This window comes from Citrobacter sp. MGH105, from assembly GCF_001037485.2.
In the GTDB taxonomy this organism is placed as follows: Bacteria; Pseudomonadota; Gammaproteobacteria; order Enterobacterales; family Enterobacteriaceae; genus Citrobacter; species Citrobacter portucalensis.
Window position 1 is genome coordinate 2,690,500 of the sequence record NZ_CP073048.1, and the last position, 21,776, is coordinate 2,712,275.

Consider the following 21,776-nt stretch of genomic DNA (forward strand, 5'->3'; position numbering starts at 1 on the left):
CACCATCAAAGGCGGTTTTTCCAGACGGTCTGCACGTTACAAAACTCATGCAGGCCAAAGTGCGAAAGTTCGCGGCCAAAGCCACTTTTCTTCACACCACCAAACGCAACGCGGGCATCGCTGGCGCTGTAACCATTGATAAATACGCCACCACACTCCAGGCGTGACGCCATCTTCTGCGCCAGCGCTTCATCCGCGGTAAACACCGTGGCGGATAAGCCGAAATCACTGTCATTCGCCAGCGCTAAGGCATGTTCAGCATTCTTCGCCACGGTAATTGCCGCAACTGGACCAAACAGCTCCTGGCGGAACGCCGTCATCTCTGGAGTGACATCGCCCAGTACCGTCACGGCATAGTAATTGCCCTGAGCAGCAATTTTTTCCCCGCCGAGAAGTAACCGTGCCCCTTCGGCAAGGGTAGCTTCTACCTGCTGGTGCAGCTCATCACGCAGATCAAATCGCGCCATCGGCCCCAGATCGTTTTCTTCGTTCAGCGGATCGCCCATTTTGAGCGCGCTCGCAGCGGCCACAAAGCGTGAAGTAAATTCTGCCGCAATCCCTTCTTCGATAATAAAGCGCTTGGCTGCCGCACAAACCTGCCCGGTGTTCTGATAACGCCCAGCGACCGCTGCCTTAACGGCCAGATCGAGGTCAGCATCATTGAGGACTATAAACGGATCGGAGCCGCCCAGTTCAAGCACACATTTTTTCAGCGCGGCACCCGCCTGGGCGCCAATCGCCGCACCGGCACGTACACTGCCTGTCACCGTTACCGCCGTAATACGCGGGTCCTTGATCATCTGACTGACCCCAGCGTTATCGGCATTAACCCAACCGTAAACCCCCGCGGGTACACCAGCATCAGCGAAAACCTGCGCAATAATTGCAGCACAGCCGGTTACGTTAGGCGCATGCTTTAACAAGTAGCCATTTCCGGCCAACAGTATCGGGACGGCACCTCGCATTACCTGCCAGAGCGGGAAGTTCCACGGCATGATCGCCAGAATGGTTCCTACCGGGCGATATTCAATCACCGCCTGATTATTCTCCACCAGCGTAGGTTCCGGATTGAGCATCGCCGGTCCATGCTCGGCGTACCAGTCACACAATGCAGCTGACTTGGCGACTTCAGCACGCGCCTGCTTAATGGGTTTACCCATTTCACGTGAGATACACTCCGCCATCTCTTCCGCACGATGGCGCAGAGCTTGCCCGATCTGGCGCAGCGTTTGCGCACGGTGCTCAACGGAAGTATGTTTCCATTCGCTATAGCCATTCGCGGCAAGGTTCAGCGCATGATCAATCTCTTCCGCGCTGGCCCACGGCGTCGCCGTCAGCCTTTCACCGCTGGCAGGGTCAATGGAAATCGCATGTGTTGCTGCTGTGATAGTCATAAGTGCCTCTCTTTATCGCAGGGTATGGTTATATCATGAGCATATTTACTCTTTCTGAAAAATGAATAATATTAACCATACCATTCACGAATAGAGAAGATTATGGATCTGACGCAGCTGGAAATGTTCAATGCCGTCGCGGAGACTGGCAGTATTACGCAGGCCGCCGCGAAGGTGCATCGCGTGCCATCCAATCTCACCACCCGTATACGTCAGCTTGAAGCCGACCTGGGCGTTGATCTGTTTATTCGTGAAAACCAGCGCCTGCGGCTTTCCCCATCCGGGCACAACTTTTTGCGCTACAGCCAGCGGATCCTGGCACTGGTTGAGGAAGCCAGGATGGTCGTCGCCGGGGATGAGCCACAAGGACTCTTCTCTCTCGGCTCGCTTGAAAGTACAGCAGCAGTTCGCATCCCCGCTACGCTGGCTGAATATAATCAGCGTTACCCCAAAATTCAGTTCGCGCTGGCGACAGGTCCTTCAGGCACAATGCTGGACGGCGTACTCGACGGAACATTGAACGCGGCCTTTGTCGATGGCCCAATTACCCATCCGGGACTTGAAGGAATGCCGGTCTACCGTGAAGAGATGATGATCGTGACGCCGCACGGCCATCCCCCCATTCAGCGGGCCAGCGACGTCAACGGTTGCAGTATTTACGCCTTTCGCGCCAACTGTTCCTATCGCCGCCATTTTGAAAGCTGGTTTCATGCCGATCGCGCCATGCCCGGCACCATTCATGAAATGGAGTCATATCACGGTATGCTGGCCTGCGTCATTGCCGGCGCGGGTATCGCACTGATCCCGCGTTCGATGCTGGAGAGCATGCCAGGGCATCATCAGGTCAACGCCTGGCCGCTAAGCGAGAACTGGCGCTGGCTGAATACATGGCTGGTCTGGCGCAGAGGTGCAATGACACGTCAACTGGAAGCGTTTATTGAGGTGTTGAACCCTCAGTTATCACAGAGCCCAGAGTAACTGGCGATCCTCAAAAAACATGAATACCTGTAAATCCGGGTGAAGTCATACGCCCGGAATTTCATTATTATTGAAATACTTAAAAATACGAGGAATGTTCGGCAGCAAATTGTAGCGCCCTACCAATGAAATGAGATCCATATCACAAAATGATTGTATTTTCGCCAGCAAACGTTTTAAGATCGTGGCCTTACCTTTTCGCAGCTAATCCTCTTATTTGATATGACAACAGACACTGTTTCCCGCAAGGTCGCGTGGCTACGGGTAGTTACGCTTGCCATTGCCGGTTTTATTTTCAATACCACCGAGTTTGTCCCTGTCGGCTTGCTGTCCGACATCGCACAAAGCTTCAATATGCAGACCGCTCAGGTCGGGATCATGCTGACGATCTACGCCTGGGTTGTCGCCCTGATGTCGCTCCCTTTTATGTTACTTACCAGTCAGGTGGAGCGCCGAAAACTGCTGATCTGTCTGTTTGTTGTGTTTATCGCCAGCCATGTGCTCTCTTTCCTGGCATGGAATTTTACCGTGCTGGTAATTAGCCGTATTGGTATTGCTTTTGCGCACGCTATTTTCTGGTCGATTACCGCATCGCTGGCGATCCGCCTGGCCCCTGCCGGTAAACGTGCACAGGCTCTCAGCCTGATTGCCACCGGCACCGCGCTGGCGATGGTGCTTGGCCTGCCAATCGGACGTATCGTCGGTCAGTATTTTGGCTGGCGCACGACCTTCTTCGCCATCGGTATGGGGGCGTTAGTTACCCTGCTTTGCCTGATTAAGCTCCTGCCCAAACTACCCAGTGAGCACTCCGGCTCTTTAAAAAGCCTGCCGGTGTTATTTCATCGTCCGGCATTGATGAGTCTGTATCTACTGACGGTGATTGTGGTCACCGCACATTACACGGCCTACAGCTATATCGAGCCGTTTGTGCAGACCGTCGCGGGTCTGAGCGCAAACTTTGCTACCGTGCTGTTGCTGGTTCTGGGTGGCGCGGGAATTGTCGGTAGCGTCATTTTCGGTAAGCTGGGGAATCTGCATGCATCCGTGCTGATTAGCAGTGCCATTGCCCTGTTGACGGTATGCCTGGTGCTGTTACTTCCCGCTGCTGACAGCGAAATGCACCTTGCTGTCCTGAGTATTTTCTGGGGCGTCGCAATCATGCTGATAGGTCTGGGTATGCAGGTGAAAGTGCTGGCACTTGCTCCGGATGCGACCGACGTCGCAATGGCGCTGTTCTCAGGTATCTTTAATATCGGTATTGGCGCTGGTGCGCTGGTAGGCAATCAGGTGAGTTTGCACTGGTCGATGTCTACGATTGGTTACGTCGGCGCAGTGCCTGCCGTGGTGGCGTTGATATGGTCGGTGATTATCTTTCGTAAATGGCCGGTATCGCTGGAAGAACAGCCTCAGCATTCGTGAAAAATATGCCCGGTAGACATTAACGATTACCGGGCACAGTGTTTTAAGCGTAGGTTTTGATAATTTCCAGCACGCCGTTAATAATAAACTGCACGCCCATACACACCAGTAAGAAGCCCATCAAACGAGAAATTGCTTCGATACCACCTTTGCCGACCAGGCGCATGATCCCCCCGGAACTGCGCAAACAGCCCCACAGGATAATCCCAACAACCGCAAAAATAATCGGCGGTGCGACCATGATCACCCAGTCCGGAAATTCGGAACCATGACGCACGGTTGACGCGGAACTGATGATCATCGCAATCGTCCCCGGACCGGCAGTGCTTGGCATAGCCAGCGGTACAAAGGCGATATTGGCAGTCGGCTCGTCTTCCAGCTCTTCTGACTTGCTTCTTGCTTCCGGAGAATCATGCGCCTTCTGCTGTGGAAACAGCATCCGGAAGCCGATAAACGCAACGATTAACCCACCCGCAATACGTAGTCCGGGAATCGAAATCCCGAAGGTATTCATCACCAGTTGCCCGGCATAGTACGCCACCATCATGATGGCAAACACGTAAACGGACGCCATGAGTGACTGACGGTTACGCTCTGCGCTGTTCATATTGCCTGCAAGGCCAAGGAACAACGCTACGGTGGTTAACGGGTTTGCCAACGGTAACAGGACTACCAGCCCCAGTCCTATTGCTTTAAACAAGTCCATCATAATGTCATCTTTCCTGTGCGTTAATCGTCAACGGCAAGTATACGGTGAAATCCGCGAGATAAGCCATTTTCGCGATGTAAGGATTCATTTTTCATCAGCACGTATAAACCATAATTATCAAACCGTTAAAATTCCACTCGCCAGGTATTAAGTCTGATGATTTAGCAAAACGTGGCATTTGCCGATCCATTCGTTTGACTTATATTTGCCTAAGCAATAATATCAGCCGTGACTAACTACTTGCCAGGGCAACCATTGTGAAAAACACCAGTGATCTGTTTAACGAAATCATCCCACTGGGTCGTTTGATCTATATGGTTAATCAGAAAAAAGATCGTTTGTTAAACGACTATCTGTCACCGCTGGATATCACGGCATCGCAGTTCAAGGTGCTCTGCTCCATCCGTTGCGCGGTGTGCATCACCCCTGTCGAATTGAAAAAAGTGCTGTCTGTCGACCTTGGCGCCCTGACGCGGATGCTGGACAGACTGGCCTGTAAAGGCTGGATCGAAAGGCTTCCGAATCCACATGACAAGCGTGGCGTGCTGGTGAAACTCACTGAGCATGGCGCAGCAATTTGCGAGCAGTGTCATCAATTAGTAGGGCAAGACCTGCACCAGGAACTAACAAAAAACTTAACGGCGGATGAAGTAGCCACACTTGAGCACTTGCTTAAGAGAATCCTGCCGTAAACAGAAAGAGGTATGACGATGTCCAGACGCAATACTGACACAATCACTATTCATAGCATTTTGGACTGGATCGAAAATAACCTTGAATCGCCGCTCTCGCTGGAAAAAGTGTCTGAGCGTTCAGGTTACTCCAAATGGCACCTGCAACGGATGTTTAAAAAAGAAACCGGTCATTCACTGGGTCAATACATTCGCAGCCGTAAAATGACTGAAATAGCGCAAAAATTAAAAGAGAGTAACGAGCCCATTCTTTATCTGGCAGAGCGTTACGGTTTTGAGTCTCAGCAGACGCTGACCCGGACATTCAAAAACTATTTTGATGTTCCGCCGCATAAGTACCGTATGACGAATATGCACGGCGAATCACGCTATTTGCTTCCACTCAATCAATGTAATTGCTAATCGCCAGTTAACGACGTAACCGAGGAAATCATGAAACTTCTGTCTTATGCAATGCTGGCCCTGATGTTTGTTATTTCGGGCCAGAGCATGGCGGAACAGACCGCGCAACCTGCCACCCAGAACAGTCGCGACGCGATGATTATGCCCCCTGCGCACGATCAGTCCCCGTTCGATTTTAATCATATGGGTGCAGGCAGCGACAAGTCCGACGAATTAGGTGTGCCTTATTACAATATGCGCAACCTGTAATTATATAGCCCCGCCACTGCGGGGCTTTTTTTAGCCCCTCACCGACGCAACCTTACGCAACCGAAAGCCAAACACATTGATATACAACCCTGCCATGATCAGTAGCGCACCGAGCAGTTGCAATCCGGTCAGCGTTTCATCCAGCAGCACGGCCGCACTCGCCAGTCCAACGACCGGCACCAACAGCGACAACGGCGCGACACGCCAGGTTTCATAGCGTCCGAGTAACGAACCCCAGATACCGTAACCCACAATGGTCGCCACAAACGCCAGATAAACCAGTGAAAGAATGGTGGTCATATCTATCTCCACCAGACTGTGGATCATTTGCGTTGGACCATCGAGAATTAATGAAGCAAGGAAGAACGGAGCAATAGGGATTAACGCGCTCCATACCACCAACGACATAACGGCTGGGCGCGAGGTATGCTGCATGATTTTTTTGTTAAAGATATTGCCGCAGGCCCAGCTTAGCGCCGCCGCTAGCGTCAGCATAAAACCGAGCATGCCAACATGCTGACCGTTCAGACTGGCCTCAATCAGTACCAGCACGCCAAATACCGCCAGCGCAATCCCTACCAATTGTTTACCCTGCAGGCGCTCACCGAAAGCAAATGCGCCCAGAACAATGGTAAAAAACGCCTGAGCCTGCAATACCAGAGAAGCTAACCCTGCAGGCATACCGAATTTGATAGCGCTAAAGAGAAATGCGAACTGCCCAAAACTGATGGTCAGGCCATAGCCGAGCAACAGCGAAAGTGGGATTTTCGGCCTGGCAACAAAGAGTATTGCCGGAAACGCAACCAGTAAAAAACGTAATCCCGCCAACATTAGCGGTGGCATATTGTGCAGACCCACTTTAATAACGACAAAGTTCAGCCCCCAAACCACGACAACCAGTAACGCTAACAACCCGTCTTTACGCGACATACCACCGCCCCTGCAAATATTAAATTTTTGTAAACAAGTTAAAGTAACGGAAATCGTTGTGCCGTAACAGATCATTATTTCAGGTAGGCCACGCAAGGCATTTTCGGACAACTTATTGAGTGTACATCACAGTTTTGACATGCTATTTGTTTCTTATATCTAAAAAAAACATAACAACATGCATTGTCGGGCAGGAAAATGAATATCTCCTTGAGAAGGTCCACTCTCGCGTTACTCGCGTCATCATTATTATTAACAATTGGCCGTGGCGCCACTCTGCCATTTATGACGATTTACCTCAGTCGGCAGTATCATCTGAGCGTTGACCTGATCGGCTATGCGATGACGGTCGCGCTGACCATTGGCGTGGTGTTCAGCCTTGGCTTTGGTATTCTGGCCGACAAGTTCGATAAAAAACGCTATATGCTGCTGGCAATTTGTGGCTTTGCTTCCGGCTTTATTGCAATCCCGCTGGTGCATAACGTGGTGGTAGTGGTTTTACTCTTTGCCCTGATCAACTGTGCCTACTCCGTCTTCGCCACGGTGCTGAAGGCCTGGTTTGCCGATAATCTGTCTGCCACCAACAAGACTAAAATTTTCTCGCTTAACTATACCGTGCTGAATATTGGCTGGACCGTTGGTCCACCGCTGGGCACTCTACTGGTGATGCAAAGCATTAACCTGCCATTCTGGCTGGCTGCCGCCTGTTCAGCATTGCCACTGGTGTTTATCCAGACCTGGGTAAAACGTTCGACAGCACCATCAGAAGGTTTAAACGCCGCGGTGTGGTCCCCTTCGGTACTCCTGCGCGACCGGGCATTATTTTGGTTTACGTTATCGGCCTTTCTGGCATCGTTTGTTGGCGGTGCTTTTGCGTCCTGTATTTCGCAATACGTTATGGTGGTCGCCGATGGCGATTTTGCCGAGAAAGTGGTAGCAGTCGTCCTGCCCGTTAACGCCGCCATCGTAGTATCACTGCAATACGCACTTGGCCGCAGGCTCACCGCCACGAATATCCGCCCGTTGATGACAGTGGGTACAGTCTTCTTTGTCGTTGGCCTGGTCGGTTTCGCTTTCTCCGGCAACAGTCTGTTGTTATGGGGAATTTCTGCTGCCTTTTTCACTATCGGCGAAGTCATTTACGCGCCGGGTGAATACATGCTTATCGACAACATCGCGCCAGCAGGCATGAAAGCCAGCTATTTTTCCGCCCAGTCGTTGGGCTGGCTTGGCGCAGCGGTTAACCCATTAGTCAGCGGCGTCATTTTAACCACATTGCCGCCATGGTCGCTGTTTGTCGCGCTGATAGTGGCGATCGTTCTTGCCTGGGCGCTCATGATAAAAGGCATGCGCGCCAAGCCCTGGGGGCAGACGGTGGTCTGTTGATGAGTATAGCGACAGAGCCGAAGCCGCTCTGTCGCATACCTCAGATTGCAACCAGTCCCCGAACGCCCTCGGCCTCCATATTTTTACCATCACCGCTTTGAATAATGCTGCCCCGCGACATGAGCAGGTATTTGTCGGCCAGCTGCTGCGCAAAATCGTAGAACTGCTCCACCAGCAAAATAGCCATATCCCCCCGGTGCGCCAGTTGAGAAATCACCTGACCAATCTCTTTAATCACCGACGGCTGGATCCCTTCCGTTGGCTCATCAAGAATCAACAACTGTGGGCGACTTGCCAGCGCTCGTCCAATGGCCAGTTGCTGCTGTTGCCCGCCGGACAAATCTCCGCCACGCCGATGCTTCATCTCCTGTAAAACCGGAAAGAGCGCGTAAATATCATCCGGCACATGCCGGGCCTCCGGTGCTGAAAAACGGGAAAGACCGAGCAGCAGATTCTCTTCGACCGTCAAACGCGGAAAAATATCACGCCCCTGTGGGACATACGCCACACCGGCCCTGACCCGCTGATGCGGCTTCCAGTGAGTGACATTTTTATCCTGCCAGAGCACGCTTCCGCTACGGGCCGGAATAAGTCCCATCAGACACTTTAGTAGTGTTGTTTTCCCCACGCCGTTACGCCCCAGCAGGCATGTCACCTCACCGATACGCGCTTCAAAGCTCACCCCGCGCAGAATATGGCTGCCACCATAATATTGATTCAGTTCTTTCACCTGCAGCATATAAACTCCTTAACGCCCGAGATAGACTTCAATAACCTGCTCGTTGGCCTGCACATCGCGAAGACTCCCCTGAGCGAGGACACGTCCCTGATGTAATACTGTGACGCGATCGGCAATGGTTTCAACAAATCCCATATCGTGCTCAACAACCATCAGAGAGTGCTTTCCGGCAAGCTGGCGAAACAGCTCCGCCGTGTATTCCGTTTCCGCATCCGTCATCCCCGCCGCGGGTTCATCCAGTAGCAGTAAATGCGGCTCCTGCACCAGCAGCATGCCAATTTCGAGAAACTGTTTTTGCCCATGCGAAAGCAGACCGGCGCGGCGGGCCCGCTCATTACCCAGCCGCAACAGCGCCAGTACTTCATCAATACGATCCCGTTGTTCGCCTGAGAGTCGTGCCCGTAGAGCCCCCCAGACAGATTTATCATTTTTCAGCGCCAGCTCCAGGTTCTCTTCCACCGTTAATGCTTCAAATACCGTGGGCTTTTGAAATTTCCGTCCAATCCCCTGACGCGCGATGGCAATGGGATCCAGCGTTGTTAAATCGGTCGACTGATCGTATATCGCACGACCACTTTGCGGTCTGGTTTTACCGGTTATGACATCCATTAACGTCGTCTTCCCGGCGCCGTTGGGGCCAATAATACAGCGCAGCTCCCCGACGCCAATATTGAGCGAGAGATCCGTTAACGCCTGGAATCCGTCGAAATTAACGTTAATTTTTTCCAGTTGGAGTACCGGGTCCGTTTGTTCGCGAAACCGATCGCCCGGCATCTGGCGAGTAAAAAGTCCTTCATCCGGCTGCATTATTTGTCTCCTTTGCGAAACAGGCCAATCACACCACGAGGTAAAAAAAGCGTAACGCCAATAAAGATCAGGCCAAGAAACAGCTGCCAGTATTCCGGCATAATGACGGTAAACAGGCTTTTAGCACCGTTCACCAGTACAGCGCCAAATACCGGGCCGATCAGGGTTCCACGTCCGCCGAGAGCAACCCAAATCGCCGCTTCAATCGAGTTGGTCGGCGACATTTCGCTGGGGTTGATAATCCCTACCTGCGGGACATAAAGCGCCCCGGCCAGGCCGCACAGTACAGCGGAAAGCGTCCACACCAGTAACTTGAAACCTTTCGGATCGTAACCACAGAACATCAAACGGTTCTCGGCATCGCGCACGGCGGTCAGAATACGACCAAACTTACTGCGGCCCAGCGCAAGTCCCAGCCATATTGCCAGCACCAGCAGCATAACCGTCGCCAGAAACAGCGCGATCCTGGTGGACGTCGCGGTCACCGGAAACCCCAGAATGGTGGTAAAACCGGTAAAACCGTTATTTCCACCAAAGCCGGTTTCATTGCGGAAAAATAGCAGCATTCCGGCGAAAGTCAGGGCCTGGGTCATGATGGAGAAATAGACACCTTTGATTTTTGAACGGAAGGCAAACCAACCAAATACCAGCGCCAGCAGGCCTGGCACCAGAACAACCAGCAGCATTGCCCAGAGAAAATGTTGCGTCCCCCACCAAAACCAGGGCAGCTCGCTCCAAGACAGGAACGACATAAAGGCCGGTAATCCTTCGCCGGAAGCCTGGCGCATCAGGTACATTCCCATCGCATATCCCCCCAGCGCGAAGAAGATACCGTGTCCCAGCGAGAGCATTCCGGCATAGCCCCACACCAGATCCAGCGCAACGGCCACAATGGCATAGCAGAGAATTTTCCCGGCCAGCGTCAACGTCCACACCGATATGGCCAGCGGATGCTCCGCAGGTAACAACGCAAGAAACGGCAGAATAATCAACGCCAGCAGTAAGCCCAGACCCAGCACGCGTGTTGTACGCGGCGCTTTACGCGCCAGCGTTATTGTCATTGGCATCGTCATCAATCAATAACCCTCCCTTTCAGCGCGAAAAGTCCCTGAGGTCGTTTCTGAATAAACAGAATGATCAACACCAGGATCATGATTTTGCCGAGAACCGCCCCCACCTGAGGCTCCAGAATTTTATTGAAGATCCCCAGCCCAAATGCCGCAGCCACGCTCCCGGCAAGCTGTCCAACGCCGCCCAGTACCACCACCAAAAACGAATCGATAATGTAGCTTTGCCCCAGCTCCGGTCCTACGTTACCTAGTTGCGAGAGCGCCACGCCTCCCAGTCCGGCAATTCCTGAACCAAGGCCAAAGGCCAGCATATCGACTCGTCCGGTAGGTACGCCGCAGCAGGCCGCCATATTGCGATTTTGCGTCACGGCACGCACGCGCAGCCCGAGGCGCGTTTTATTCAACAGCAGCCAGGTGAAGAACAGCACCAGCATGGCAAAGCCAAGCACCACTATTCGGTTCCACGGCAATATCAGATTGGCATAAACCTGAATGCCGCCGGAAAGCCATGCGGGATTGGCGACTTCCAGGTTTTGCGCGCCGAAAGCCATACGCACCAGTTGGATGAGCATCAGGCTGATACCCCAGGTCGCCAGCAGCGTTTCGAGCGGGCGGCCGTATAAATGGCGTATCACCCCACGCTCCAGAAGCATTCCTACTGCCGCAGTCAGCAAAAAGGCAACAGGGAGAGCAATAACCGGATACCAGGCCAACCATTGCGGAAAAAACTGGCCCATCAGCTGTTGCACCATCCAGGTACAGTACGCCCCGAGCATTAACATTTCGCCATGCGCCATATTGATGACGCCGAGTAATCCATAGGTTATCGCCAGACCCAATGCCGCCAGCAGCAAAATAGAACCCAGTGACAGTCCCATGAAAGCCTGCCCAAGAAGATCCCCAACCTTCATACGATGCGAGATGGAATTCAGGCTTTCGCCAGCGGCAGCACGCACGCGTGCATCAGGTTCATGTTCAGCTCGGGTGAATGGCTGCAGGCGCGCCTGAGTTTCAGGATCATTTGACGCCCCTAATAGTTCGATTGCCTGAAGCCTGACCTCCGGCGAGGTGCTGCTCAGTTGCAGATTTGCCAGTGCAATAGCGAGTGCGGATTTCACATCACCATCTGACTCCTGAGCCAGTCGTTGTTGTAAAAACGGCAGCATGCCCGGCTGCGCCTCACGCTGTAATGTACGAGCTGCCTTTAGCCTTACCGTGACACTGTCACTTAAAAGCTGATGGACAGCCAACGCTCCGGCTACCAGATTACGCAGGCGGTTAGTCAGGCGAATTTTTTTTAGCTCGCCGTTTGGGGCTGTCGCTGTTCCTAACGGCTGTACGTGCGAGCCGTTCATGATGAAGGCATTTTTCGTGTTATCGGTCAGCAGGTTCTCATCTCGTAGCGCACTGAGCAGCGGGATGCGCTGAACGTCGGGATTCACCGCCCATTGTTCAAGCAAGGCGGCCTGCTGAGCACGGTTGGCGGCGGTAAAGGTATCAGCATCTGCGGCATGGGCTATCCACGGCAAAAACCACATCAGCAACAACACACCACGAATAAAGCGCATAGCTTTCATGAGCGTTCTCCAAAGCATTACCCTCCCGCAGGAGGGCGTTAGATCAGTTGCTGGCGGTTTTCACAGGCTGTTCAGATTTTTTATCATTACCAGCGATGTACGGACTCCACGGCTGGGCGCGGACTGGTTGGTCGGTTTGCCACACCACGTTAAACTGGCCGTTGCCTTCAATCTCGCCAATCATGACGGGTTTATGCAGGTGATGGTTGGTCGCATCCATGGTCAGGGTAAAACCTGATGGCGCAGCGAAGGATTGCCCGGCCATAGCAGCACGAACTTTATCCACATCGGTAGTTCCGGCTTTTTCTACCGCCTGCGCCCACATATGCAGGCCAACATATGTGGCTTCCATTGGGTCGTTCGTCACCACCGAATCAGCATTCGGTAATTTGTGCGCTTTGGCATACGCCCGGTAATCAGCGACAAACTTTTTGTTGGCCGCATTATCGACGGACTCAAAGTAGTTCCAGGCGGCAAGGTTGCCCACCAGCGGTTTGGTATCAATACCGCGTAGCTCCTCCTCACCCACGGAAAAAGCCACCACCGGCACATCGGTGGCTTTCAGCCCCTGATTCGCTAACTCTTTATAGAACGGTACGTTAGAATCCCCATTGATGGTTGATACCACCGCCGTTTTTCCCCCTGCGGCGAATTTTTTAATACTGGCGACAATGGTCTGGTAATCGCTGTGTCCGAATGGGGTGTACACCTCTTCGATGTCTTTATCGGCGACCCCTTTTGAGTGCAAAAAGGCGCGTAAAATTTTGTTGGTCGTGCGCGGATAAACATAATCCGTGCCCAGCAGGAAGAAGCGTTTCGCGCTACCGCCGTCCTCACTCATCAGATACTCAACCGCAGGGATCGCCTGCTGATTGGGAGCTGCGCCGGTATAGAAGACGTTAGGCGACATCTCCTCACCTTCATATTGCACCGGGTAAAACAGCAGACCGTTTAACTCTTCAAATACCGGTAGAACCGATTTACGCGACACCGATGTCCAGCAGCCGAAAACTGCCGCCACCTTGTCCTGACTCAGCAGTTGTCTTGCTTTTTCAGCAAATAACGGCCAGTTCGAGGCCGGGTCAACCACCACCGGTTCCAGCTTTTTACCCAACACACCGCCCTGAGCATTTATTTCATCGATGGTCATCAAGGCCACATCTTTTAGCGGCGTTTCGGATATGGCCATCGTGCCGGATAACGAATGCATGATGCCAACCTTAATGGTGTCGGCTGCCTGAACGCTAAAACTCACGCCCATTGCGACAACAGAGGCAGAAAGTGCAAAAGCTTTTAAAAATGTACGACGCTGCATAGTTTCACTCCTGAAATTAGACTTGCTGAAAGCTCCGGTGCAGCCGGGCAGACAAAACGGTGCAAATTAAGGGTGTTCAGAAGTGATAAGGCAAAAACGATGCCAGATATTAAAACCTCATATAAAATCAATAAATTAGCATCTGACGCACATAAATCAGTATTACATTTCCCCGCCCAAAGGATTAATCAAACGAAAAATTGAACCACCATGAGACAACTCTGCATTATAAACGTGCAACAATCTGTATCAGCAGCACACCGTCATAACAGCGTCTCAGGGTTTAAAAACAGGGTTGTTTGTGCGCAGATAAATGTGTCTCGTCACTATTATTTATTTTATTCGACGTGATCATGTCAAAAATTTACTTTTCAGTCGAAATAATCACACAGTTCAGCCTTTGTTTAAGATTGAATTGCTACTATAGTCATAAGCGAGGTGAACTTAAGGTAAGAGAGGAAACTCACAGATAAAGGAGCATTTACTATGCTGGGTAATATGAATATTTTTATGGCTGTTCTGGGAATTATTTTATTTTCCGGTTTCCTGGCCGCGTATTTTAGCCACAGATGGGATGATTGATGAACGGAGATAGTCCTGCACCGACCCGGCCCCTTGTTGCGTAGCTGCACAAGGGGCCATTTTTTTTACCTGAATCGCACTCGCTGTGCCTTTTTCCTGATTTACAGATAAAAAAAACCGCCGGATAAACCAGCGGTAAATGCTTGCATGGATAGATTTGTGTTTTGCTTTTATACGCTATCTGGCAATTCCCTGCGAAGATAACGGATAGTCAGCTAACCTATCATCGACAACCCCAATGAAAGTTAAACGAAACGCAACTACCTCAAAGCGTTTTTCGAAAACTCACGCACTGAGGGGATACGAGGTTCCGTCATTGGTGTCCACCAACGCAATTTGCTCATTTTCATCCATAAACATGCAGCGATTCCTGCCGGTCAGTTTCCCCTGATACATCGCCCTGTCGGCCCGACCAAGCGCGGTATCCAGCGTTTCACCCTGTTGAACCCGGGTTATGCCTGCCGTCACCGTGATACCGATCTCTCCATCAGAGTAGGGAATTTTTTTCTGACCAATCAGACGACAAAGTCGCAAACCCGCCTGGCATGCCTGCTCGTCCGTTTTTGTTCTGATGATGATAATGAACTCTTCTCCACCGTAACGGTACGCCGCCTCATCATATCGCGTCCATGACAATAAATTTGATGCCAGAGCCCGCAATACCACGTCACCCACCAAATGGCCGTAGGTATCGTTAACGTATTTAAAACGATCGATATCTAACAACAATATATAAAGATTAAGCGGTTCGGCGTCGAGCAACTGCCGGTCAAAAGACTCATCAAGCATTCTTCTGCCAGGTAAACCTGTTAATGCGTCGATATTACTGCGGATACTCAATAAATATATTTTGTAGTCCATTACAGATGAGGTAAATGCCAGCAGCGCATCCTGGAAGCTGTCGAAATGCCATGAATGGCTACGATTCTCCACGATAGCCATTAGCAATTTCTTGCCTGATAAATGCATCTTTTCGTGGGTGGCGCTTATCTTGCTTACGTAACTACAATCATCCTCATTGTACCGTGATTGATTATTAAGCCACTGTCCAAATCGACAAACAAAATGCGAGTTTTCACCCATAATATCCGGCTGTGTAACATCTGAAGACACCACGCAGCGGAACATTGTCACTAACCATTTGTAGTGGGCATCAATGGACTTGTTCAACTCAATCAAAATTGCATCTATTTCCTTCGTATTTCTCATCATCACGTTCTCCCTCCCTGTTCGAGCGTTTCTGATGGAATTATCTTAACGATAAAAAAGAAAATTTATGTAAATTTTTTAATAGTAATTAATAAATCATAATTAACAGGATATTACGCTATACCATCTGTTGTGGCATAGCGTTGTCACTAAAGCGGTCAAACCAATAACGGTTCATTCAGCATTTCATTAAGCCCAATCACCTCTAATTGATCGGATGTGTAGGTTTTGTCGCCTCTGGCATATTGATACGCAGAACCATGGGAAAACCCGGATTCACGCGCTTCTTTATACCGTGCGATGATTTCAGCATTTGAGCGTGAAACATGTGGCGTAAACGGAGTGACGCTGGATTGCACAATTGTACTATCTGCACATCCGGACATAACAAGCACAGCTATTAGAACCCCTATTTTCATTAACAATTACCTGAGAAACCTGCCCGTACATGAACGCTAATCTTATCAAACATTCAAAGGCATCATCATTATTAAACCAGCATTCCTGAATATATTTCATCATCATTTGTTGATAACTATTATTGTCAGCTTTCATATAAAACCATAAAAATTGCCATCTTTTAAAATAATAAAAAACCGGGCATCACGCCCGGCTCAATATTCTGGCTAATAATCTCTTAGACGCTCAAACCTCGATGCTCCAGCATCGGCTCCATTCGGGGATCGCGCCCACTCCACTGGCGGTAAAGTTCAGTTAAATCAGTACTGTTACCGCGGGACAAAATAGCTTCACGGAACTTTTGCCCGTTTTCACGAGTTAATCCGCCCTGCTCTACAAACCACTGATAGCCGTCATCGGCCAGCATTTGCGTCCATAAATAGGCGTAATACCCTGCGGCATAGCCGCCGCCGAAGATATGGGCAAAATAGCTGCTGCGATAACGAGGCGGCACGGCCTTGAGATCCAAATCTTCAACCGCCAGCGCCTGCTGTTCAAATTGATCGACCGAAAGAGATAACGCGCTCTTTTCCAGACTGTGCCAACGCATATCCAGCAATGCGGCACTGAGCAGTTCGGTCATGTCGTAACCTTTGTTGAACAGGCTGGCCCGCTGCATCTTATCCCGCAACGCCTGCGGCATTTGCTCCCCGGTATCAACATGACGAGCAAAATGAGCAAAGACCTGCGGATGACTCGCCCAGTGTTCGTTGATCTGCGAAGGAAATTCAACAAAATCACGCGGAGTGTTGGTCCCTGAAAGCGTGGCATAACGCTGAGTGGCGAACAGGCCGTGCAACGTGTGCCCAAACTCATGAAATAACGTAATAACATCATCCCACAATAACAATGCAGGCTGACCCTTTGCCGGTTTTTGATAATTACACACGTTGTAAATAACCGGCCGGGTTTCATTGAGTTGCGATTGCTCAACAAAATTGCCCATCCAGGCACCACCGCTTTTCGATTCCCGGGCAAAGAAATCGCCGTAAAATAACGCCAGCCCTACGCCATCGTGATCGAATATTTCCCATACCCGAACATCCGGGTGATAAACAGGAATGTCGAACCGTTCTATAAATTTTATGCCAAAGAGTTGATTAGCTGTCCAGAAAACGCCCTCGTTCAGCACCGTATCAAGGGCAAAGTAAGGTTTGAGCTGCGCCTCATCAAGAGCATATTTCTCACGACGAACCTGCTCGGCATAAAATGCCCAGTCCCAGGCCTCGACGTTAAATTTCCCCTGTTCGTGATTGATAACATTCTGGATTTCGGCCTGTTCATCCAATGCCCTGGCTCGCGCAGCGGGAACAATAGCCCGCATGAAATTCAGTGCCACTTCTGGTGTTTTTGCCATCTGATCGGCAATTTTCCATGCAGCGTAATTGGCAAAACCGAGTAGTTTCGCCTGCTGCATCCGGATCTCGACCAGTCGCTGAATAATCGCCCGAGTATCGTTAGCGTCATTGTTTTCTGCTCTCGTCCATGCGCGGTTGAACAGATTCTCACGGGTCTGGCGATCGCGTAACGCCGCAAGCGCCGGTTGCTGAGTCGTATTCAAGAGCGGGATAACCCAACGCGCTTCAAGCCCTTTCTCCTTTGCAGCTTCGGCGGCAACAGCAATTTCCTCTGCGCTAAGTCCGTCCAGGTAACGTGCATCATCCACCACCAGAGCACCGGACTTGTTCGCCGCCAGCAGCCGTTGATTAAACTGGCTGGTCAACGTGGCGGACTCTGTATTGAGCGCTTTAAGGTTCGCTTTATCGACCTCATTCAGACGCGCGCCGGCTAATACAAAACGCTGGTGGATGACCTCCAGCAAGCGTAATGATTCGTTATCCAGCCCCAGCGAACCTCGCTGTTGCCAGACCGCTTCAACGCGCGAAAAAAGCGCGCCATTGAGATAAATATCATTGGCAAGGCTCGCCAGTTCAGCGGAAAATTCTTCGTCAAGGCGCTGTAGTTCATCGTTGGTGTGTGCCGCCGTCATCGCGAAGAAAACGCGGGTTACACGTGTGAGCAGCGTGCCGCTTTGTTCAAGCGCCAGCAACGTATTGGCAAAATCAGGGGCCTGCGGGTTTTGCACAATCGCCTCGATCTCTGCACGTTTTTGCCGCACGCCTTCATCGAACGCTGGGCGATAGTGCTGCACCTCTATCTGATCAAACTGCGGTGCCTGGTACGGCAACGTGCTGTGACGTAAAAAAGGATTCGTTAACGACATCTTTCACTCCTGACAACGATTTGTTTACCAGAGTAGACTTCCCAGGAATCAACCGCAATCGCGTTACGCAGGAATAGCTCTGAACGGAAATGACGTGCTATGGTAGTACGACATAAAAAGCGTTGAGGAACAGTGAGATGATCGTTTTAGTAACCGGAGCAACCGCAGGTTTTGGTGAGTGCATTACGCGTCGTTTTATTGAGAATGGGCATAAAGTTATTGCCACCGGACGCCGCCAGGAGCGCCTGCAGGAACTGAAAGAGGAATTGGGTGACCGCCTCTATACCGCGCAGCTGGACGTACGTAATCGTGCATCGATTGAAGAGATGCTGGATGCCCTGCCTGCTGAATGGCGCAGTATTGATGTTCTGGTCAACAACGCGGGTCTGGCGCTGGGGCTTGAGCCTGCTCACAAGGCCAGCATTGAAGACTGGGAAAATATGATCGACACCAACAACAAGGGGCTGGTTTATATGACCCGTGCCGTTCTGCCAGGCATGGTTGAACGCAACCGCGGTCATATTATCAATATCGGTTCTACAGCGGGCAGTTGGCCATACGCTGGAGGTAACGTCTACGGTGCGACCAAAGCGTTTGTTCGCCAGTTTAGCTTGAATTTACGTACTGATTTACACGGCACTGCAATTCGCGTTACCGACATCGAGCCGGGTCTGGTTGGCGGTACGGAGTTCTCTAATGTCCGTTTTAAAGGTGATGACGCCAAAGCTGAAAAAGCCTACGAAAATACCACGGCGCTGACTCCGCAAGATGTTACAGAAGCGGTATGGTGGGTGGCTTCTTTGCCAGCTCATGTCAATATCAACACCCTTGAAATGATGCCTGTCACACAGTCTTTTGCCGGGCTGAGTATCCACCGGAGCTAATTTCTCTGCCCGGCCTTGCGCCGGGTATAGATAGCCTGAAAGAAGTGATAAAATATCCGGGTTAACTCTCTAAAAAGTAAGAATGAATGACCGTAGAAACGCAGCTCAACCCTACACAGCCAGTAAATCAACAGATTTACCGTATTCTTCGCCGTGATATCGTGCATTGTCTGATTGCACCCGGTACACCGCTGTCGGAGAAAGAGGTTTCCGTACGTTTTAATGTGTCACGCCAGCCGGTACGAGAAGCATTCATCAAACTGGCCGAGAACGGTCTGATTCAGATCCGCCCGCAGCGTGGCAGCTACGTGAATAAAATTTCGCTGTCGCAGGTGCAAAACGGCTGTTTTGTTCGCCAGGCAATTGAATGTGCCGTGGTACGCCGTGCCGCATCGCTGATCAACGATCAACAGTGCTATCAGCTTGAACAGAATTTGCATCAGCAGCGCATCGCAATTGACCGAAAACAGATTAATGATTTCTTCCAGCTTGATGATGAGTTTCATCAGAAACTGGCTTTAATCGCCGAGTGCCAACTCGCCTGGGATACCGTTGAGAATATAAAGGCTACAATTGACCGCGTTCGTTATATGAGCCTGGATCATATTTCCCCGCCTGAAATGCTGCTACGCCAGCATCACGATATCTTTGCCGCCCTTGAGAAGCATGATGGCGATGCGGTCGAGCGCGCAATGATGCTCCATCTTCAGGAAATTGGTGAGTCCGTTCAGCTTATTCGTCAGGAAAATAGCGACTGGTTCAGCGAAGATTAACACTACGCTCACCTCACTCCGGGGTGAGTTTCTCCTGCGTTTTCCCCTCTCCCGCATAACTGCATAAAAAAAGCTGTGATTTTGATCGAAAACAAAAAAAATCATTAACGAGAAGCGTATTTATATTGCGCCCGTTACGTGGGACTAAAAGCCCACGGGCTTTGACGGTAAGTTGGAAAGGAGAAAACACCATGAAAACATACGATCGTAACCGTAACGCAATCACCACTGGCAGCCGCGTCATGATCAGCGACACCGGACTCACAGGCCGCATTACAGCAATAGATACCGATGGTCTGACCGCTGAGCAGATTCGCCGCGGGAAAACAGTGGAAATCGAAGGATGTGAAGGCAAATACGCCCCCCTCGAGCTGATTCGTTTAGGCATGAACTAATTGGTGTGAATGCCAGAAAACACAGCGCCATCTGGCCGTTGCAAGCCAGATGGCGACATAAAGCATAATCTTCGTTACTTCAGTTTTGCTGCATACTTCGCAACCGTCGCCTTCGCCCCTTCAGCCAGTAAAGTAAGATACGCTTGTGTGACCTGACGGTTGAACAGTTCAACCTGTGGCAGTTCACGGCCAAAAATAGCATCGATTGCCAGCAGCGCCTGAACGCGCTCTTCGCCCTCGTTGCTGCTACGCACCGCATTCTGGATCACCGGCAACAGTGGATCGCTAATTTCAATCGCTTGGCCCTGTTCATCCACACCACCGACGTAACGCATCCAACCAGCGACACCCAGTGCCAGCAGCGCAAAGTCACTACCGTGCACAATGTGCCAACGAATGGAATCAAGCATACGCTGCGGCAGTTTTTGACTACCGTCCATGGCGATCTGCCAGGTACGATGACGCAGCGCCGGATTGCTGTAGCGTTCAATTAACAGATCGGCGTAACGCTGTAGGTCAACACCTTTTACTTTCAGCGTAGGTGCTTGTTCCTGCAACATCAGCGCACGTGCAGCAAGACGATAGTTTTCATCGCCCATGCAATCGTTAATGTGTTGATATCCCGCCAGATACCCAAGATACGCAAGGAAAGAGTGGCTGCCGTTGAGCATACGCAGTTTCATCTCTTCAAACGGAATGACATCAGCCACCAGTTCCGCCCCGGCCTTTTCCCATTCAGGACGGCCGGCAACAAAGTTATCTTCAATTACCCACTGGCGGAACGGTTCGCATGCCACGCCTGCCGGGTCGCGTACACCGGTGATATGTTCAATTTTGTCTAGTGTCTCCTGCGTAACCGCCGGGACAATGCGGTCAACCATTGTTGATGGGAAGGTCACATGTTGTTCGATCCACGCGGCCAGTTCCATATCCACCGCTCGGGCATATGCAGTGACAACATTGCGCATCACATGACCGTTTTCTGGCATGTTATCGCAGGACATCACGGTAAAGGCGGCTAAACCCGCAGCTTTGCGACGCGCCAGGGCTTCAACCACCACGCCCGGCGCAGTTTTTGGTTGTTTAGGGTTTTGCAGATCGGCTGCAATCATCGGGTTGTCTAACATCAGTTGGCCGGTCGCCGGAGAATGGCAGTATCCTTTCTCGGTAATGGTCAGGGAAACGATCGCGACCTGCGGTTCACACATCGCTGCCAGTACGCTTTCCAGACCATCAACCTGCGCATGCAATGCATTTTTCACCACGCCCACGACTCTCGCAGTCCAGGCATCAGCAGACATCTCTGCAACGGTATACAGATTATCTTGCTGTTTCAGATCGAAAATCTGCTGCTCGCCGCCAATCAGGTTCACTTCGCAGTAGCCCCAGTCACTGCCGTGATCGGCGGCCAGAATGTCAGCGTAAACACCCTGATGTGCGCGGTGAAACGCGCCAAATCCCAGATGAACAATACGCGGAACCAGTTTTGTACGATCGTAGTCAGGAAGTGCAGCCTTTGCCGCTAACAGCTTGTTTTGCATGGTATGGCCTACTTATAAATGAAATCAGGACTGTTCCAGAGT

At 51.1% G+C, this 21,776-nt stretch carries 22 protein-coding genes; 10 read left to right on the plus strand and 12 right to left on the minus strand.

Features of this window, described 5'->3' with window-relative positions; all coding sequences use genetic code 11:
* Nucleotides 1-5: 5 nt before the first annotated feature.
* Complete coding sequence (gene sad / locus SK35_RS12835; RefSeq protein WP_048214205.1) at nucleotides 6-1,394, minus strand: succinate-semialdehyde dehydrogenase; 1,389 nt, start codon at nucleotides 1,392-1,394, stop codon at nucleotides 6-8.
* Nucleotides 1,395-1,496: 102 nt separating this feature from the next.
* On the opposite strand from sad, the gene ptrR reads away from it, so the two are divergent.
* Together ptrR and SK35_RS12845 are read left to right on the plus strand one after the other, a co-directional pair.
* Nucleotides 1,497-2,372 (plus strand): putrescine utilization regulator PtrR, encoded by an 876-nt coding sequence (ptrR, locus tag SK35_RS12840; RefSeq protein WP_048214206.1) that lies wholly within the window; start codon nucleotides 1,497-1,499, stop codon nucleotides 2,370-2,372.
* Between the two features lie 222 nt (nucleotides 2,373-2,594).
* A complete protein-coding gene (locus tag SK35_RS12845; RefSeq protein ID WP_008784749.1) occupies nucleotides 2,595-3,791 on the plus strand; it encodes a sugar transporter in 1,197 nt (398 codons plus the stop codon).
* A gap of 43 nt (nucleotides 3,792-3,834) precedes the next feature.
* Here SK35_RS12845 and SK35_RS12850 read toward each other — a convergent pair whose 3' ends face one another.
* The gene (locus SK35_RS12850; RefSeq protein WP_003832936.1) at nucleotides 3,835-4,500 is read right to left on the minus strand and encodes a MarC family NAAT transporter; all 666 of its coding nucleotides are present in this window, start codon (nucleotides 4,498-4,500) and stop codon (nucleotides 3,835-3,837) included.
* Nucleotides 4,501-4,757: 257 nt separating this feature from the next.
* Here SK35_RS12850 and marR point away from each other — a divergent pair, with 257 nt between their 5' ends.
* The 3 genes from marR to marB are packed head-to-tail and all read left to right on the plus strand — an operon-like array spanning nucleotide 4,758 to nucleotide 5,843.
* On the plus strand, nucleotides 4,758-5,192 hold the full coding sequence (gene marR / locus SK35_RS12855) for a multiple antibiotic resistance transcriptional regulator MarR (RefSeq protein WP_003832935.1): 435 nt from the start codon (nucleotides 4,758-4,760) through the stop codon (nucleotides 5,190-5,192).
* Nucleotides 5,193-5,210: 18 nt separating this feature from the next.
* Entirely contained in the window at nucleotides 5,211-5,594 is a 384-nt protein-coding gene (gene marA / locus SK35_RS12860; RefSeq protein WP_003032424.1) for an MDR efflux pump AcrAB transcriptional activator MarA, read from the plus strand.
* Nucleotides 5,595-5,624: 30 nt separating this feature from the next.
* A complete protein-coding gene (marB, locus tag SK35_RS12865; RefSeq protein ID WP_008784747.1) occupies nucleotides 5,625-5,843 on the plus strand; it encodes a multiple antibiotic resistance protein MarB in 219 nt (72 codons plus the stop codon).
* 30 nt (nucleotides 5,844-5,873) lie between these two features.
* Here marB and eamA read toward each other — a convergent pair whose 3' ends face one another.
* Entirely contained in the window at nucleotides 5,874-6,773 is a 900-nt protein-coding gene (gene eamA / locus SK35_RS12870) for an O-acetylserine/cysteine exporter (RefSeq protein WP_032943417.1), read from the minus strand.
* A gap of 198 nt (nucleotides 6,774-6,971) precedes the next feature.
* On the opposite strand from eamA, the gene ydeE reads away from it, so the two are divergent.
* On the plus strand, nucleotides 6,972-8,159 hold the full coding sequence (gene ydeE / locus SK35_RS12875) for an efflux MFS transporter YdeE (RefSeq protein ID WP_032943415.1): 1,188 nt from the start codon (nucleotides 6,972-6,974) through the stop codon (nucleotides 8,157-8,159).
* A gap of 40 nt (nucleotides 8,160-8,199) precedes the next feature.
* On the opposite strand, the gene urtE is transcribed toward ydeE, so the two are convergent.
* Genes urtE through urtA form a run of 5 tightly spaced genes read right to left on the minus strand, consistent with a single transcriptional unit; the run spans nucleotide 8,200 to nucleotide 13,667 of the window.
* Nucleotides 8,200-8,898, minus strand: a complete 699-nt coding sequence (gene urtE, locus SK35_RS12880; RefSeq protein WP_048214207.1) for an urea ABC transporter ATP-binding subunit UrtE — start codon at nucleotides 8,896-8,898, stop codon at nucleotides 8,200-8,202.
* 9 nt (nucleotides 8,899-8,907) lie between these two features.
* Nucleotides 8,908-9,705: an urea ABC transporter ATP-binding protein UrtD gene (gene urtD, locus SK35_RS12885; protein ID WP_008784743.1), complete on the minus strand. Its 798-nt coding sequence runs from the start codon at nucleotides 9,703-9,705 to the stop codon at nucleotides 8,908-8,910.
* On the minus strand, nucleotides 9,705-10,778 hold the full coding sequence (gene urtC, locus SK35_RS12890; protein WP_048214208.1) for an urea ABC transporter permease subunit UrtC: 1,074 nt from the start codon (nucleotides 10,776-10,778) through the stop codon (nucleotides 9,705-9,707). Before urtC ends, urtD begins: the two co-directional genes overlap by 1 nt.
* Nucleotides 10,778-12,352, minus strand: coding sequence for an urea ABC transporter permease subunit UrtB (urtB, locus tag SK35_RS12895; RefSeq protein ID WP_048214209.1), 1,575 nt, complete (start codon nucleotides 12,350-12,352; stop codon nucleotides 10,778-10,780). Before urtB ends, urtC begins: the two co-directional genes overlap by 1 nt.
* A 43-nt stretch (nucleotides 12,353-12,395) precedes the next feature.
* A complete protein-coding gene (urtA, locus tag SK35_RS12900; protein WP_048214210.1) occupies nucleotides 12,396-13,667 on the minus strand; it encodes an urea ABC transporter substrate-binding protein in 1,272 nt (423 codons plus the stop codon).
* Between the two features lie 486 nt (nucleotides 13,668-14,153).
* Between urtA and mgtS the strand changes: the two genes are divergently transcribed.
* The gene (gene mgtS / locus SK35_RS12905; RefSeq protein ID WP_003032406.1) at nucleotides 14,154-14,249 is read left to right on the plus strand and encodes a protein MgtS; all 96 of its coding nucleotides are present in this window, start codon (nucleotides 14,154-14,156) and stop codon (nucleotides 14,247-14,249) included.
* 285 nt (nucleotides 14,250-14,534) lie between these two features.
* Here mgtS and SK35_RS12910 read toward each other — a convergent pair whose 3' ends face one another.
* From SK35_RS12910 to dcp, 3 genes are all read right to left on the minus strand, one after another.
* Entirely contained in the window at nucleotides 14,535-15,461 is a 927-nt protein-coding gene (locus SK35_RS12910) for a diguanylate cyclase (protein WP_048214211.1), read from the minus strand.
* Nucleotides 15,462-15,616: 155 nt separating this feature from the next.
* Complete coding sequence (locus SK35_RS12915; protein WP_020996405.1) at nucleotides 15,617-15,877, minus strand: hypothetical protein; 261 nt, start codon at nucleotides 15,875-15,877, stop codon at nucleotides 15,617-15,619.
* Nucleotides 15,878-16,095: 218 nt separating this feature from the next.
* A complete protein-coding gene (gene dcp / locus SK35_RS12920) occupies nucleotides 16,096-18,141 on the minus strand; it encodes a peptidyl-dipeptidase Dcp (RefSeq protein WP_048214213.1) in 2,046 nt (681 codons plus the stop codon).
* Between the two features lie 137 nt (nucleotides 18,142-18,278).
* Here dcp and ydfG point away from each other — a divergent pair, with 137 nt between their 5' ends.
* From ydfG to ydfZ, 3 genes are all read left to right on the plus strand, one after another.
* Nucleotides 18,279-19,025 carry a bifunctional NADP-dependent 3-hydroxy acid dehydrogenase/3-hydroxypropionate dehydrogenase YdfG gene (gene ydfG, locus SK35_RS12925; protein ID WP_048214214.1) on the plus strand — a complete coding sequence of 249 codons (747 nt, stop codon included), beginning with the start codon at nucleotides 18,279-18,281 and terminating at the stop codon, nucleotides 19,023-19,025.
* An 86-nt stretch (nucleotides 19,026-19,111) separates the two neighbouring features.
* Nucleotides 19,112-19,798, plus strand: a complete 687-nt coding sequence (locus SK35_RS12930) for a GntR family transcriptional regulator (protein ID WP_003032396.1) — start codon at nucleotides 19,112-19,114, stop codon at nucleotides 19,796-19,798.
* A gap of 191 nt (nucleotides 19,799-19,989) precedes the next feature.
* The gene (gene ydfZ / locus SK35_RS12935; protein ID WP_003032393.1) at nucleotides 19,990-20,193 is read left to right on the plus strand and encodes a putative selenium delivery protein YdfZ; all 204 of its coding nucleotides are present in this window, start codon (nucleotides 19,990-19,992) and stop codon (nucleotides 20,191-20,193) included.
* A gap of 74 nt (nucleotides 20,194-20,267) precedes the next feature.
* Here the strand turns inward: ydfZ and SK35_RS12940 are convergent, their stop codons facing one another.
* Nucleotides 20,268-21,734, minus strand: coding sequence for a mannitol dehydrogenase family protein (locus SK35_RS12940; protein WP_032943399.1), 1,467 nt, complete (start codon nucleotides 21,732-21,734; stop codon nucleotides 20,268-20,270).
* Nucleotides 21,735-21,776: the final 42 nt, after the last annotated feature.

What these genes read in the sequence shown, in the direction of transcription:
- sad (WP_048214205.1), bottom strand. Translation starts at nt 1,394, where the DNA reads ATGACTATCACAGCAGCAACACATGCGATTTCCATTGACCCTGCCAGC.
- ptrR (WP_048214206.1), top strand. Translation starts at nt 1,497, where the DNA reads ATGGATCTGACGCAGCTGGAAATGTTCAATGCCGTCGCGGAGACTGGC.
- SK35_RS12845 (WP_008784749.1), top strand. Translation starts at nt 2,595, where the DNA reads ATGACAACAGACACTGTTTCCCGCAAGGTCGCGTGGCTACGGGTAGTT.
- SK35_RS12850 (WP_003832936.1), bottom strand. Translation starts at nt 4,500, where the DNA reads ATGATGGACTTGTTTAAAGCAATAGGACTGGGGCTGGTAGTCCTGTTA.
- marA (WP_003032424.1), top strand. Translation starts at nt 5,211, where the DNA reads ATGTCCAGACGCAATACTGACACAATCACTATTCATAGCATTTTGGAC.
- marB (WP_008784747.1), top strand. Translation starts at nt 5,625, where the DNA reads ATGAAACTTCTGTCTTATGCAATGCTGGCCCTGATGTTTGTTATTTCG.
- eamA (WP_032943417.1), bottom strand. Translation starts at nt 6,773, where the DNA reads ATGTCGCGTAAAGACGGGTTGTTAGCGTTACTGGTTGTCGTGGTTTGG.
- ydeE (WP_032943415.1), top strand. Translation starts at nt 6,972, where the DNA reads ATGAATATCTCCTTGAGAAGGTCCACTCTCGCGTTACTCGCGTCATCA.
- urtE (WP_048214207.1), bottom strand. Translation starts at nt 8,898, where the DNA reads ATGCTGCAGGTGAAAGAACTGAATCAATATTATGGTGGCAGCCATATT.
- urtD (WP_008784743.1), bottom strand. Translation starts at nt 9,705, where the DNA reads ATGCAGCCGGATGAAGGACTTTTTACTCGCCAGATGCCGGGCGATCGG.
- urtC (WP_048214208.1), bottom strand. Translation starts at nt 10,778, where the DNA reads ATGACGATGCCAATGACAATAACGCTGGCGCGTAAAGCGCCGCGTACA.
- urtB (WP_048214209.1), bottom strand. Translation starts at nt 12,352, where the DNA reads ATGAAAGCTATGCGCTTTATTCGTGGTGTGTTGTTGCTGATGTGGTTT.
- urtA (WP_048214210.1), bottom strand. Translation starts at nt 13,667, where the DNA reads ATGCAGCGTCGTACATTTTTAAAAGCTTTTGCACTTTCTGCCTCTGTT.
- mgtS (WP_003032406.1), top strand. Translation starts at nt 14,154, where the DNA reads ATGCTGGGTAATATGAATATTTTTATGGCTGTTCTGGGAATTATTTTA.
- SK35_RS12910 (WP_048214211.1), bottom strand. Translation starts at nt 15,461, where the DNA reads ATGATGAGAAATACGAAGGAAATAGATGCAATTTTGATTGAGTTGAAC.
- SK35_RS12915 (WP_020996405.1), bottom strand. Translation starts at nt 15,877, where the DNA reads ATGAAAATAGGGGTTCTAATAGCTGTGCTTGTTATGTCCGGATGTGCA.
- dcp (WP_048214213.1), bottom strand. Translation starts at nt 18,141, where the DNA reads ATGTCGTTAACGAATCCTTTTTTACGTCACAGCACGTTGCCGTACCAG.
- ydfG (WP_048214214.1), top strand. Translation starts at nt 18,279, where the DNA reads ATGATCGTTTTAGTAACCGGAGCAACCGCAGGTTTTGGTGAGTGCATT.
- SK35_RS12930 (WP_003032396.1), top strand. Translation starts at nt 19,112, where the DNA reads ATGACCGTAGAAACGCAGCTCAACCCTACACAGCCAGTAAATCAACAG.
- ydfZ (WP_003032393.1), top strand. Translation starts at nt 19,990, where the DNA reads ATGAAAACATACGATCGTAACCGTAACGCAATCACCACTGGCAGCCGC.
- SK35_RS12940 (WP_032943399.1), bottom strand. Translation starts at nt 21,734, where the DNA reads ATGCAAAACAAGCTGTTAGCGGCAAAGGCTGCACTTCCTGACTACGAT.